This window comes from Pseudomonas sp. R84 (assembly GCF_009834515.1).
In the GTDB taxonomy this organism is placed as follows: domain Bacteria; phylum Pseudomonadota; class Gammaproteobacteria; order Pseudomonadales; family Pseudomonadaceae; genus Aquipseudomonas.
Genome location: NZ_CP019426.1, coordinates 2,128,170 through 2,141,775 on the forward strand (window position 1 = coordinate 2,128,170; position 13,606 = coordinate 2,141,775).

Below are 13,606 nucleotides of genomic sequence, written 5' to 3' on the forward strand. Positions count from 1 at the left end.
TGGTAAAGTGCCGGCCGTTAATACTTATGAGGATTGTTCCAATGGCGACTAACCGTTCCCAGCGTCTGCGCAAAAAACTGTGCGTTGATGAATTTCAAGAGCTGGGTTTCGAACTGAACCTGGACTTCAAAGAAGACTTGTCCGAAGAAGCCATTGACGCTTTCCTCGAAGCCTTCATCAAAGAAGCCATGGAAGCCAATGGTCTGGGTTATGTTGGCGGCGACGACTTCGGTCTGGTTTGCCTGCAGAAGCGTGGCTCGGTCAACGAAGAGCAGCGCGCTGCCGTTGAAGCCTGGCTGAAAACCCGCTCCGAGCTGACCAAGTATGACGTCAGCCCGTTGCTGGACGTTTGGTATCCGGAAAAGCCGATCAACGCGGCTAAGTGATACTGAAAAAAACGGCGACCTGAGGGTCGCCGTTTTTTTTCGTCTGGGGTTTGGGGGGGCGGTTTGGGATTTGTGGTGAGTCTACCCCTCACCCCAGCCCTCTCCCCCTGGAGAGGGAGCCGACTTGTGGGCTGTTCAAAATTTGAGTTCGACTCGGTATCCCGCGTCGCTATAACTCCCGCATACAACGCGGTCAGTCCCCTCTCCCTCCGGGAGAGGGCTAGGGTGAGGGGCTTTTGACCTTAAGCTTTGCGCCAATTGAGGATCAGCAAGGTCAGCACCCCCGCAACAATCCCCCAAAACGCCGAACCAATGGAAAACAGCGTCAACCCCGAGGCCGTGACCATAAAGGTGATCAACGCCGCTTCCCGTTCCTTCACCTCGGTCATGGCAATGCTTAAACCATTGATGATCGAACCGAACAACGCCAGCGCCGCAATCGACAGCACCAGTTCCTTCGGCAGCGCGGCAAACAATGCCGCCAATGTCGCGCCGAACACCCCGGCAATCCCGTAGAAAATCCCGCACCAGACCGCCGCGGTGTAGCGCTTGTTGCGATCTTCATGGGCGTGCGGCCCGGTGCAGATCGCTGCGCTGATGGCCGCCAGGTTGATGCCGTGGGAGCCGAACGGCGCCAGCAGCAGCGAGGCGATACCGGTGGTGGTGATCAGCGGCGAGGCCGGTACGTTGTAGCCATCGGCGCGCAGGACAGCGATGCCGGGCATGTTCTGCGAGGTCATCGCGACCACGAACAATGGAATGCCGATGCTGATGGTCGCCGCCAGCGAGAAGTGCGGCGTCGTCCATACCGGCGTCGCCACTTCCAGATGAAAACCGCTGAAATCCAGCAAGCCCATGAAGCCCGACAGCGCGGTGCCGATCAGCAGCGCGGCGAGCACGGCGTAGCGCGGTGACAGACGCTTGACCAGCAGATAGGTAAAAAACATCCCCAGTACCAGCCCGGTACGATGCTGCGCGGCGACGAAGATTTCGCTGCCGATCTTGAACAGAATCCCTGCCAGCAATGCCGCCGCCAAAGAGGCCGGAATCTTTTTTACCAGCCGCTCGAAGCTGCCGGTCAGCCCGCAGATCGTCACCAGCACCGCGCAAGTGATGTAGGCGCCGATGGCCTCGCCATAGCTGACACCGCCAAGACTGGTGATCAGCAGGGCCGCGCCGGGCGTCGACCAGGCGATGGTGATCGGCGTGCGATAGCGCAGCGACAGACCGATCGAACACACTGCCATGCCAATGGAAATCGCCCAGATCCACGAAGAAATCTGGCCGCTGGTCAGGCCCGCCGCTTGCCCGGCCTGGAACATCAGCACCAGTGAGCTGGTGTAGCCGGTCATCATCGCAATGAAACCGGCGACGATCGCCGAGGGCGAGGTGTCGGCCAGAGGGCGCAGTCGAGTGTGGGTGGCGTCGTTCATGACAACGGTGTTCCTTATACAGATAAAGATGTCCCCTTTGACGCGATCCCTTGTAGGAGTGAGCCTGCTCGCGATGGCGGTGTGTCAGTCGAATTATTATTGAATGACACACCGCCATCGCGAGCAGGCTCACTCCTACAGGGAAATGTGCACTGAAGGCGGATTCTGTGATCAAGCCTAAACTCAATCGTAACGGATCGTTGCAATACAGCCGAAGTCACAAACAGCCGTACAGTCGTGTTGCCACCTTCCATTGTGTACAATCGCGCTGTTTTTTACGCGATACTTGCCAGCGACCTACTGTGCCGTATTACAGTCACGGTCTATTCGCCGCAGTTCTCCCGACTCGAGTGCCCATGAACGAACAGTTGCAACCCCTCAAGAAACAACCGCGAGCAGGCAAAGCCGGCCGCAGCGGAACCCAGGACGATATTGTCTACGCGCATATCTTCGAGGCCATCCTCGAACAGCGTCTGGCGCCCGGCACAAAATTGAGCGAAGAAGCGCTGGGGGAAATCTTCGGGGTCAGCCGCACCATCATTCGCCGCGCGCTCTCGCGTCTGGCCCATGAAGGTGTGGTGCTGTTGCGGCCGAACCGTGGCGCCGTGGTTGCCAGCCCGAGTGTGGAAGAGGCGCGACAGGTGTTCCTCGCCCGCCGTCTGGTGGAGCGTGCGATCACTGAGCTGGCGGTGCAACACGCCACCGCCGAGCAGATCGCCGAGCTGCGGCAGATGGTCAACGACGAGCGCGACAGCTTCTCCCGTGGCGATCGTGGTGCCGGTATTCGTCTGTCGGGCGAATTCCACCTGAAACTCGCGGAAGCGGCGATGAACGCACCGTTGATCAGCTTCCAGCGCAGTCTGGTTTCACAGACGTCGCTGATCATTGCCCAGTACGAAAGCGGCAACCGCTCGCACTGCTCGTATGACGAACACACCCAGTTGATCGACGCGATCGAGAAGCGCGACGGTGAGTTGGCGGTGAATCTGATGATGCATCACATGGATCACATCGACAGCAAGCTCAACCTCGATGAGGAAGGTGCGTCGGATGACTTGCATGCGGTGTTCTCGCATTTGTTGCAGACCAAGAAACCGGGGCGCCCAGCGGCCAAGCTCTGAGCCTGCTCGCGAAGGCGATCTGACAGGCAATAAAAATCCCCCGGGGTGAACACCACCGGGGGATTTTTTATGCCTTGGAAAAAGCTTAGCGCTGATGCACTAGCGCACCCGCCGCATACGTCTGCTGCACCGTGCGGTCATCACCCAGCGTCATCAGCACAAACAACGTTTCGGCAATGTTGTTGGCCTGCTTCAAGCGGTAGCTCAGCAGCGGCGTAGCGTGGTAATCCAGCACCAGGAAGTCGGCGTCGGAACCCGGTTGCAGATTGCCGATCTTGTCTTCCAGGCGCAGCGCCCGCGCACCGCCCAGTGTCGCCAGATACAGCGACTTGAACGGGCTCAGTCGCGCACCTTGCAGCTGCATCACTTTGTACGCTTCGTTCAGTGTCTGTAGCAGCGAGAAACTGGTGCCGCCACCGACGTCAGTGCCCAGGCCGACATTGAGCTTGTGCTTCTCGGCCATCGGCAAGTTGAATAGGCCACTGCCGAGGAAGAAGTTCGAGGTTGGGCAGAACGAAATCGCCGAGCCGGTTTCTGCCAGTCGCGCGCATTCGTCGTCGCACAAGTGCACACCGTGGGCGAACACCGAGCGCTCACCGAGCAGTTTGTAGTGATCGTAAACGTCGAGGTAGCCCTTGCGCTCAGGGAACAGCTCCTTGACCCACTCGATTTCCTTGAGGTTTTCGCTGATGTGGGTCTGCATGTACAGATCCGGGTATTCGGTCAGCAGTTGCCCGGCGAGGGTCAGCTGTTCCGGGGTGCTGGTCGGTGCGAAGCGCGGGGTGACCGCATAGTGCAGACGACCCTTGCCATGCCAGCGCTCGATCAGCGCTTTGCTGTCGACATAGCTCGATTCGGCGGTGTCGGTCAGGTAGTCCGGGGCGTTGCGGTCCATCATCACCTTACCGGCGATCATCCGCAGGTCGAGCTTCTCGGCTGCTTCAAAGAGCGAGTTCACCGATTGCGGGTGCACGCTGCCAAACACCAGTGCGGTGGTGGTGCCGTTGCGCAGCAGCTCCTTGACGAAAATGTCAGCGACTTCGTCGGCGTGGGCCTTGTCGCCGAACTGGCTTTCGCACGGGAAGGTGTAGGTGTTCAGCCAGTCGAGCAATTGCTCGCCGTAGGCACCGACCATGCCGGTTTGCGGAAAGTGAATGTGGGTGTCGATGAAGCCCGGAGTAATCAGCGCGTCTTGGTAGTGCTCGATTTCGATGTCTGCCGGCAGCGTCGGCAGCAAATCACTGGCGTGGCCAAGGGCGCTGATCTTGCCGCCATCGACCACCAGCAGGCCATCCTCGAAATATTCGTAGGAGGCTTCGATCCCGACTTCGGCAGGGTCGGCGATGCTGTGCAGGATGGCGGCGCGGTAGGCTTTGCGAGTCAGAGGCATGAGGGTTCTCTAATCAGTTTGAGGCTTTGAGTTTGGTCGCCTGACTGCGCCGCGAAACCGGCAGCAGTTTGGCAATCGGTTCGGCGCTGGCGGTCTGCTGGCCGAAGTTGGCGTTGTAGGTGGCGATGATTTCGCCGGCGATGGAGATGGCGATTTCCACAGGCAGTTTGCCTTTGACCTCGCCGATGCCCATCGGGCAGCGCATGCGTTGCACGACGCCGCTGTCGAAACCGCGATCACGCAAACGATGTTCGAACTTCGCGCGTTTGGTCTTCGAACCGATCAGGCCGAAGTAGGCGAAGTCGTTGCGCTTGAGAATCGCGGCAGTGAGTTCAAGGTCGAGCTGATGGTTGTGGGTCATGACGATGCAATAACTGCCGGCGGGCAGCTCATCGATTTCATCCGCAGGCTCTTCGGAAACGATTTTACGCACGCCGTGGGGGATCTGTTCGGGGAATTCGGCCTCGCGCGAATCGATCCAGCGCACCCGGCAGGGCAGGCTGGCGAGCAACGGCACCAAGGCGCGGCCAACGTGGCCGGCACCGAACACAGCGATTTGCGCCTGCACCTGGCCCATCGGTTCGAACAGCAACACGGTGGCGCCGCCGCAGCACTGGCCCAGGCTGGCGCCGAGGCTGAAACGCTCCAGATGGGTGTCCTGCTTGCCGCTGGCGAGCATCTCGCGGGCGATCTGCATGGCTTTGTATTCCAGATGCCCGCCACCGATGGTGTCGAAACTCTGATTAGCGCTGATGACCATTTTCGAGCCGGCGTTGCGTGGCGTCGAGCCGAGTTCTTCGATGATCGTCACCAGCACACAGGGCTCGCCCTGGTTCTGCAGGTCGGCGAGGGCGTCGATCCAGTTGTACATAGTTCACCCCTACAACATCGTTGTCTGTTCGGGCCTCTTCGCGAGCGAGCTCGCTGCCACATTTGGAATGCATTCCCCTGTGGGAGCGAGCCTGCTCGCGAATGGCCGCGCCTCGGTCTTTAGAGCGGAGCCAACTCGGTTTCAGCTTCAACGGCTTTCACCGCTTTCAACTGACGCATCTGCTCACACCCCCACAACACCCGCTCCGGCGTCGCTGGCGCATCGATCTGCGGCTGATGCTTGTAATCACCGAGGCTCGCCACCGCATCCTTGATCGCACACCACGAGGCAATCCCGAGCATGAACGGCGGTTCACCGACAGCCTTGGAATGGAACACCGTGTCTTCCGGGTTCTTGCGGTTTTCCACCAGCTTCACCCGCAGGTCGAGCGGCATGTCCGCCACCGCCGGAATCTTGTAGCTGGCCGGGCCGTTGGTCATCAGCTTGCCTTTGTTGTTCCAGACCAGCTCTTCCATGGTCAGCCAGCCCATGCCCTGAATGAAGCCACCTTCGACCTGACCGATGTCGATGGACGGGTTCAGCGAGGCGCCGACGTCGTGAAGGATGTCGGTACGCAGCATTTTGTATTCGCCGGTCAGGGTGTCGACGATCACTTCGCAGCACGCCGCGCCGAAGGCGAAGTAGTAGAACGGACGGCCACGCGCCTGGCTGCGGTCGTAGTAGATCTTCGGCGTCTTGTAGAACCCGGTGCTCGATAGCGACACCTGATTGAAATACGCCTGCTGAATCAGCGCTTCAAAGGTCAGGATATGGTCACGAACACGCACGTGGCCGTTGTGGAATTCAACGTCTTCTTCAGTGACTTTGAAGTGACGTGCAGCGAATTCGATCAGGCGTTTCTTGATGATTTCCGCCGCGTTCTGCGCCGCTTTACCGTTCAGGTCAGCGCCGCTGGACGCCGCTGTCGGCGAGGTGTTCGGCACCTTGTCGGTGTTGGTCGCGGTGATCTGCACGCGATCGATTTCAACCTGGAACACTTCGGCCACGACCTGCGCGACTTTGGTGTTCAGGCCCTGACCCATTTCGGTGCCGCCATGGTTCAGGTGGATGCTGCCGTCGGTGTAGATGTGAATCAGCGCACCGGCCTGGTTCAAGAAACTCGCGGTGAAGGAAATACCAAATTTAACCGGGGTCAGCGCCAGGCCTTTTTTCAGGATCGGGCTGTTGGCGTTGTAGCGACGGATCGCTTCGCGACGCTCGTGATACTGGCTGCTTTCTTCCAGTTCGGCGGTCATTTCCTCGAGCATGTTGTGCTCGACGGTCTGATAGTAATGGGTGACGTTGCGTTCGGTCTTGCCATAGTAGTTGGCCTTGCGTACCGCGAGCGGATCAAGCTGCAGGTGACGGGCAATCGCGTCCATCACTTCTTCGATCGCGACCATGCCTTGTGGGCCACCGAAACCACGGTAAGCAGTGTTCGACGCGGTGTTGGTCTTGCAGCGGTGACCGTTAATGGTCGCATCGCCGAGGTAGTACGAGTTGTCGGAGTGGAACATCGCCCGGTCAACGATCGAGGCGGACAAGTCCGGCGAGCAGCCGCAGTTGCCGGCCAGATCCATGTTGATCCCGTGCAGGCGTCCGGTGCTGTCGAAGCCGACGTCGTATTCGACGTAGAACGGGTGACGCTTGCCGGTCATCAGCATGTCTTCAACACGCGGCAGACGCATCTTGGTCGGCTGGCCGGTGAGGTGCGCGACCACGGCACACAGGCACGCCGGACTCGCAGCTTGAGTTTCCTTGCCGCCGAAACCACCGCCCATGCGGCGCATGTCGACGACGATTTTGTTCATCGACACGTCGAGTACTTCGGCGACCAGTTTCTGCACTTCGGTCGGGTTCTGCGTCGAGCAGTAGACGATCATGCCGCCGTCTTCGGTGGGCATTACCGAGGAGATTTGCGTCTCTAGGTAAAAGTGTTCCTGACCGCCGATGTGCAGCGTGCCTTGAATGCGGTGTTCAGCAGTGGCCAGCGCAGAGGCGGAATCGCCGCGCTGGTGGGTGTGGCTGTCGAGCACGAAGTGGCGTTTGCGCAGGGCCTCAACCACGTCGAGCACAGGTTCGAGGTCTTCGTATTCGATGATCGCCGCCATCGCGGCTTTGCGCGCGGTTTCCAGATCCTTCGCGGCGACGGCAAGCACCGGTTGACCGACGAACTGCACGTCATCGATGGCCAGCAGCGGATCGCCCGGCATCAACGGGCCGATGTCTTTCAGGCCTGGCACGTCTTCGTGGGTGATGGCGATGCGCACGCCCTCGAAGGCGTAGCACGGCGAGGTATCGATGCTGATGATTTTCGCGTGGGCGCGGTCCGACATGCGTGCATACAGGTGCAGTTGGTTCGGAAACTCCAGGCGGTCATCGATGTACTGCGCTTCACCGGACACGTGCTTGGCGGCGCTGTCGTGCTTGACGCTGCGGCCGACACCGGAGGTCAAATCCTTGGCGAACAGTTTAGCCAGTTCAGCTTGAGTTTTCTCTACGCCGTGATGGTTAGACATAAGCGGTCACCCGAGTCTCGATGTGCGGTGTTTGCAGTTCGATGAAGTATTTGCGCAGCAGGTTCTGCGCGCTGAGCAGGCGATATTCCTTGCTGGCGCGGAAGTCCGAGAGCGGGGTGAAATCTTCCGCCAGGGCAGCGCAGGCGCGTTCGACCACGGCGTTGTTGAACGGCGCACCGATCAGCGCGGCTTCACAGTGGGCAGCGCGTTTCGGGATCGCAGCCATACCGCCGAAGGCCATGCGCGCATCGGTGATCACGCCGTTTTCGACGCGCAGGTTGAAGGCGGCGCAGACGGCGGAGATGTCGTCGTCCAGACGCTTGGAGACTTTGTAGGCACGGAACAACTGCTCGGCGCTGGCGCGCGGGACGATGATCTTCTCGATGAACTCACTTTCCTGACGGGCAGTGACTTTGTAATCGATGAAGTAATCGTCAAGGTTCAGGGTGCGGCGGGTTTCGCCCTTGCACAGCACAACCTGCGCGCCGAGGGCGATCAGCAGCGGTGGCGAGTCACCGATCGGCGAGGCGTTGCCGATGTTGCCGCCGAGGGTGCCCTGGTTGCGGATCTGCAGCGAGGCGAAGCGGTGCAGCAACTCGCCGAAGTCCGGGTACTCGGCGTTCAACGCTTCGTAGCAATCGGAGAGGGCGGTGGCGGCGCCGATTTCAATGCGGTCTTCGAAGGTGTCGATGCGCTTCATTTCCGAGACGTTGCCGACGTAGATCATCACCGGCAGGGTGCGGTGAAACTGGGTGACTTCCAGTGCCAGATCGGTACCGCCGGCGAGCAGGCGCGCTTGTGGATAAGCATCGTAGAGGTCGGCCAGATCGGCGACGGTCAGCGGCACCAGGCAGCGTTTGTCGCCGCTGTTGAGTTCACCGATATCGGTCGGGGCAATGGCTTTGAGGCGCGAGATGGTCTCCGCTTCGCGGGCATCGAACTGATCCGTTTGCTTGCCGCAGCACGATTGCTCGGCAGCCGCCAGAATAGGGCGGTAGCCGGTGCAGCGGCAGAGGTTGCCGGCCAGCGCTTCGTGGGCCTTGGCGTGATCCGGTGCATCGCTGTTCTTTTGCAGGGCGAACAGCGACATGACGAAACCGGGGGTGCAGAAGCCGCACTGCGAGCCATGGCACTCGACCATGGCTTTCTGCACGCTGTGCAGTTCGCCTTGGTGCTTGAGGTCTTCGACGCTGATCAGTTGTTTGCCGTGCAGCGACGAAACAAAGGTCAGGCACGAATTGAGGCTGCGATAGCGAATGTGTTCGCGGCCAGCGTCATCCGTTTGCAACTCGCCGACCACCACGGTGCAGGCGCCGCAGTCACCGCTGGCGCAACCTTCTTTGGTGCCGGATTTACCGACGTGTTCACGCAGGTAATTGAGCACAGTCAGATTCGGGTCCAGGGCGTGCTCGCTACGGAGTTCCTGGTTAAGTAAAAACTGGATCACGGAAGGCCTCGCAGACTCATTATTGTTGTTAACCGACTTGAGCCGAATTTAGCAGGTCTGACTTTTCGGTCAATGGTTTTCTGACTTAAAGGTCAGGAAAGTGTATTTCGTCGATCAACAACGTGTCTATTCAGTATTGACCCACATCGGATCTCCTGCTTTTTTGCGGGAATCGTGCCAAAAACCGCTGAGTGGGCACTCCGCCATGACCGTGCATTTGCGCTACACTGCGCCGCTTGTGCAGATCGATAGAGTTTGAAGGACAACCATGACGTTCAAGGCGCCGGACAGCCTCGCCGAGCAAATCGCTCACCACCTCGCCGAACGCATCATTCGTGGCGAAATGAAGCCGGGAGAGCGCATCCAGGAACAGAAGGTCACGCTGGCACTGAATGTCAGCCGCGGTTCGGTCCGCGAAGCCTTGCTGATCCTCGAACGCCGTCACCTGATCGCGATCCTGCCGCGCCGTGGCGCGCACGTCACCGAGCTGACGCCGCACAAGGTGCAGAGCCTTTGCACGCTGATGAGCGAGCTGTACATCCTGCTTGGCAACTCGGTGGCCAATGGCTGGCAAGTGCAGTCGGACATGGCGCCGTTCGTGCAGATCCAGCAGCGCTTGACCGCCAGCTACGAGCGTCAGGACATCCGCAGCTTTGTCGACGACAGCTTCGCGGTGATGCGCGCCGCTTATCCGTTCGCCAACAATCCTTACCTGCAAGAAACCGTCGAGAACCTGCAGCCGGCGATGAGTCGCGCCTACTTTCTCGCCCTCGAACAGCGCAAGGCCTCAATGAGCGAGTTCCTCGAACTGTTCGAACGCTTGCTGGCCGCTGTGCTCGCCCGTGATTTGCCGCAGATCCGCATCGTGCTGACGGCTTACGCCCAGCGCAGCTGCGATCTGGTGGTTTCTGCCCTGACGGTTGCCTAAGCGTGCGGCTCAAGTGCATCAAACTGGCGGGATTCAAATCCTTCGTCGACCCGACCACGGTGAACTTCCCCAGTAACATGGCGGCGGTCGTCGGGCCGAACGGTTGCGGCAAGTCGAACATCATCGACGCCGTACGCTGGGTGATGGGCGAGAGTTCGGCGAAGAACCTCCGTGGCGAGTCGATGACCGACGTCATCTTCAACGGTTCGACCAGTCGCAAACCGGTGAGTCAGGCGAGTATCGAGCTGGTCTTCGACAACTCCGACGGCACGCTGCTGGGCGAATACGCGGCCTACGCCGAGATCTCGATTCGCCGCAAAGTCACCCGCGACAGCCAGACCACTTATTACCTCAACGGCACCAAATGCCGGCGCCGCGACATCACCGATATCTTCCTTGGCACCGGTCTTGGCCCACGCAGCTATTCGATCATCGAGCAGGGGATGATCTCCAAGCTGATCGAATCCAAGCCCGAAGACCTGCGTAATTTCATCGAAGAAGCGGCCGGCATCTCCAAGTACAAGGAGCGCCGCCGCGAGACCGAAAACCGTATCCGCCGCACCCACGAAAACCTCGCGCGTCTGACTGACCTGCGCGATGAGCTGGAACGGCAACTCGAACGCCTGCACCGCCAGGCCGAAGCGGCGAAGAAGTATCAGGAATTCAAAGCCGAGGAGCGCCAGCTCAAGGCGCAACTGTCGGCCCTGCGCTGGCAGGATCTCAACGATCAGGTCGGCCAGCGCGAGTCGATCATCGGCACCCAGGAAATCAGTTTCGAAGCCTTGGTCGCTGAGCAGCGCAATGCCGATGCGGCCATCGAACGCCTGCGTGACGGGCACCATGACCTGTCCGAACGCTTCAATCTGGTGCAAGGGCGCTTCTATTCGGTCGGCGGCGATATTGCCCGGGTCGAGCAAAGCATCCAGCACGGCCAGCAACGTCTGCGGCAGTTGCAGGACGACTTGAAAGAAGCCGAACGCGCACGCCTCGAAACCGAGTCGCATCTGGGCCACGACCGCACGTTGCTACTGACCCTCGGCGAAGAGCTGGACATGCTCACCCCCGAGCAGGAAGTCACCAGCGCCGCCGCCGAAGAAGCCGCCGCTGCGCTGGAGGATTCCGAATCCGTCATGCACGGCTGGCAGGAGCAGTGGGACGCCTTCAACCTGACCGCCGCCGAACCGCGTCGTCAGGCCGAAGTGCAACAGTCGCGCATCCAGCAGTTGGAAACCAGCATGGAGCGCCTCGCTGACCGGCAGAAACGCCTCGGCGAAGAGCGCGCGTTGCTCTCGGCTGATCCGGAGGACGCGGCGATCATGGAGCTCAACGAGCAGCTCGCCGAGTCCGAAGCGACCCTCGAAGATTTGCAGACCAGCGAAGAAGCCCAAGTCGAAAAACTCGAACAATTGCGTCAGGAGTTGCAGCAAGCACTGACCGCGCAGCAACAGGCGCAGGGCGATTTGCAGCGCCTCAACGGTCGCCTCGCGTCCCTCGAAGCCTTGCAACAAGCCGCGCTCGATCCAGGCACCGGCACCGCCGAATGGCTGAAGGAACACCACCTCGCCGAGCGCCCGCGTCTTGCCGAAGGCCTGAAGGTTGAAGCAGGTTGGGAACTGGCGGTGGAAACCGTGCTCGGCGCTGACCTGCAAGCGGTGCTGGTTGACGATTTCAATGGCTTCGATTTATCCGGTTTCACCCAAGGCGATCTACGTCTGCTCAGCCCCGGCAATGATGGTGTGCGAGCGGCGGGCAGCTTGCTGGATAAAGTCGACGCGCAGATCGATCTGTCGCCGTGGCTGGGTCAGGTCAAACCGGTCGACAGCCTCGAACAGGCCTTGGCTTTGCGCGGGCAATTGAGCGCTGGTGAGAGCCTGATCAGTCGTGACGGTTACTGGGTCGGTCGGCACTTTTTACGCGTGCGTCGGGCCAGCGAAGCGGAAAGCGGCATGCTCGCCCGTGGCCAGGAAATCGAAGCGCTGCATCTTGAGCGTGAAGAGAAAGAAGCCACCGTCGAGGCGATGGAAACCCGTCTGCAAACCCTGCGTGCGCAACAGCGTCAGCAGGAAAACGGCCGCGAACATTTGCGCCGTTTGCTGCAAGACGAAGCGCGTCAGCAGGGCGAGTTGAAAGCACAGCTGTCCGCCGGCAAAGCCAAGGCCGAACAGCTGACCTTGCGCCGCAAACGCCTCGATGAAGAACTGGTCGAACTCGGCGAACAGCGCGAACTCGAGCACGAACAAATCGGTGAAGCGCGCATGCAACTGCAGGACGCGCTGGATGCCATGGCGCTGGACACCGAGCAGCGCGAGTTGCTGCTGGCCCAGCGTGACAGCCTGCGCGAACGCCTCGACCGCGTGCGTCAGGAAGCGCGGCAGCACAAGGATCATGCGCATCAATTGGCCGTGCGTCTCGGCTCGTTGCGCGCGCAGCACGACTCCACGCGTCAGGCGCTGGAACGTCTGGAAATGCAGGCCGAGCGCCTCACCGAAAAACGCGAACAGTTGAGTCTGAACCTTGAGGAGGGCGAGGCACCGCTGGAAGAGCTGCGCCTGAAACTCGAAGAACTGCTCGACAAGCGCATGACCGTCGACGAAGAACTGAAAACCGCGCAGATCGCCCTCGAAGATGCCGACCGCGAATTGCGCGACGCGGAAAAACGCCGGACTCAGGCCGAGCAGCAATCGCAGTTGATTCGCGGCCAGCTCGAACAGCAGCGCATGGAATGGCAAGCCCTGACCGTGCGCCGCAAGGCCTTGCAGGATCAATTGCTCGAAGACGGCTACGATCTCAACGGCGTGCTCGCGACATTAACCGCGCAAGCCAGTGAACGCGAAGCCGAAGAAGAACTCGAACGCATCAATGCGCGGATTCAGCGTTTGGGTGCGATCAACCTCGCGGCCATCGATGAATACACGCAACAATCCGAGCGTAAACGTTATCTGGATGCGCAGGACGCCGATCTGGTCGAAGCACTGGAGACCCTGGAAAACGTCATTCGCAAGATCGACAAGGAAACCCGTAATCGCTTCAAAGATACCTTTGATCAGATCAACGGCGGTTTACAGGCACTTTTTCCAAAAGTTTTCGGTGGTGGACGGGCGTATTTGGAACTGACGGGCGAAGATCTACTCGATACAGGGGTAACGATCATGGCGCAGCCGCCAGGGAAGAAGAACAGCACCATCCATTTGCTCTCCGGCGGGGAAAAAGCCCTGACCGCACTGGCACTGGTTTTTGCCATCTTCAAATTGAACCCGGCGCCGTTCTGCATGCTCGATGAGGTTGACGCGCCACTGGATGACGCTAACGTTGGACGCTACGCACGCTTGGTCAAAGAGATGTCGCAGACCGTGCAGTTCATCTATATCACCCACAACAAGATCGCCATGGAAATGGCCGAGCAGTTGATGGGCGTGACGATGCATGAGCCGGGTTGTTCGCGACTGGTAGCCGTGGATGTCGAGGAGGCGATGGCGATGGTGGACGCCTGAGCCAGCGTGGTGTCGGAAAG

The 13,606-nt window shown here is 60.0% G+C and carries 9 protein-coding genes; 4 read left to right on the top strand and 5 right to left on the bottom strand.

Going from position 1 to position 13,606, the window contains the following annotated elements; all coding sequences use genetic code 11:
- The first annotated feature begins 41 nt into the window (after positions 1–41).
- Complete coding sequence (locus PspR84_RS09605) at positions 42–386, top strand: YggL family protein (RefSeq protein WP_160057070.1); 345 nt, start codon at positions 42–44, stop codon at positions 384–386.
- A 242-nt stretch (positions 387–628) separates the two neighbouring features.
- Here PspR84_RS09605 and PspR84_RS09610 read toward each other — a convergent pair whose 3' ends face one another.
- Complete coding sequence (locus tag PspR84_RS09610) at positions 629–1,819, bottom strand: benzoate/H(+) symporter BenE family transporter (protein ID WP_160057071.1); 1,191 nt, start codon at positions 1,817–1,819, stop codon at positions 629–631.
- Between the two features lie 356 nt (positions 1,820–2,175).
- Between PspR84_RS09610 and PspR84_RS09615 the strand changes: the two genes are divergently transcribed.
- The gene (locus PspR84_RS09615; protein ID WP_007918375.1) at positions 2,176–2,940 is read left to right on the top strand and encodes a GntR family transcriptional regulator; all 765 of its coding nucleotides are present in this window, start codon (positions 2,176–2,178) and stop codon (positions 2,938–2,940) included.
- An 85-nt stretch (positions 2,941–3,025) separates the two neighbouring features.
- Here PspR84_RS09615 and guaD read toward each other — a convergent pair whose 3' ends face one another.
- The 4 genes from guaD to xdhA all read right to left on the bottom strand — a co-directional run bounded on the left by guaD (position 3,026) and on the right by xdhA (position 9,167).
- Positions 3,026–4,330 (bottom strand): guanine deaminase, encoded by a 1,305-nt coding sequence (gene guaD / locus PspR84_RS09620; protein ID WP_160057072.1) that lies wholly within the window; start codon positions 4,328–4,330, stop codon positions 3,026–3,028.
- Between the two features lie 13 nt (positions 4,331–4,343).
- Positions 4,344–5,201: a xanthine dehydrogenase accessory protein XdhC gene (gene xdhC / locus PspR84_RS09625; RefSeq protein WP_160057073.1), complete on the bottom strand. Its 858-nt coding sequence runs from the start codon at positions 5,199–5,201 to the stop codon at positions 4,344–4,346.
- Between the two features lie 119 nt (positions 5,202–5,320).
- Entirely contained in the window at positions 5,321–7,720 is a 2,400-nt protein-coding gene (gene xdhB, locus PspR84_RS09630; RefSeq protein WP_160057074.1) for a xanthine dehydrogenase molybdopterin binding subunit, read from the bottom strand.
- Positions 7,713–9,167: a xanthine dehydrogenase small subunit gene (gene xdhA / locus PspR84_RS09635; RefSeq protein ID WP_160057075.1), complete on the bottom strand. Its 1,455-nt coding sequence runs from the start codon at positions 9,165–9,167 to the stop codon at positions 7,713–7,715. Before xdhA ends, xdhB begins: the two co-directional genes overlap by 8 nt.
- Before the next feature lie 268 nt (positions 9,168–9,435).
- Here xdhA and PspR84_RS09640 point away from each other — a divergent pair, with 268 nt between their 5' ends.
- Together PspR84_RS09640 and smc are read left to right on the top strand one after the other, a co-directional pair.
- Complete coding sequence (locus PspR84_RS09640; protein ID WP_160038949.1) at positions 9,436–10,095, top strand: GntR family transcriptional regulator; 660 nt, start codon at positions 9,436–9,438, stop codon at positions 10,093–10,095.
- Positions 10,096–10,097: 2 nt separating this feature from the next.
- Entirely contained in the window at positions 10,098–13,586 is a 3,489-nt protein-coding gene (gene smc / locus PspR84_RS09645) for a chromosome segregation protein SMC (protein ID WP_160057076.1), read from the top strand.
- The last annotated feature ends 20 nt before the right edge of the window (positions 13,587–13,606 follow it).

Bases quoted from the DNA above. Each gene is read 5' to 3' on its own strand.
- PspR84_RS09605 (WP_160057070.1), top strand. From the start codon at position 42: ATGGCGACTAACCGTTCCCAGCGTCTGCGCAAAAAACTGTGCGTTGAT.
- PspR84_RS09640 (WP_160038949.1), top strand. From the start codon at position 9,436: ATGACGTTCAAGGCGCCGGACAGCCTCGCCGAGCAAATCGCTCACCAC.
- PspR84_RS09615 (WP_007918375.1), top strand. From the start codon at position 2,176: ATGAACGAACAGTTGCAACCCCTCAAGAAACAACCGCGAGCAGGCAAA.
- xdhC (WP_160057073.1), bottom strand. From the start codon at position 5,201: ATGTACAACTGGATCGACGCCCTCGCCGACCTGCAGAACCAGGGCGAG.
- xdhB (WP_160057074.1), bottom strand. From the start codon at position 7,720: ATGTCTAACCATCACGGCGTAGAGAAAACTCAAGCTGAACTGGCTAAA.
- PspR84_RS09610 (WP_160057071.1), bottom strand. From the start codon at position 1,819: ATGAACGACGCCACCCACACTCGACTGCGCCCTCTGGCCGACACCTCG.
- guaD (WP_160057072.1), bottom strand. From the start codon at position 4,330: ATGCCTCTGACTCGCAAAGCCTACCGCGCCGCCATCCTGCACAGCATC.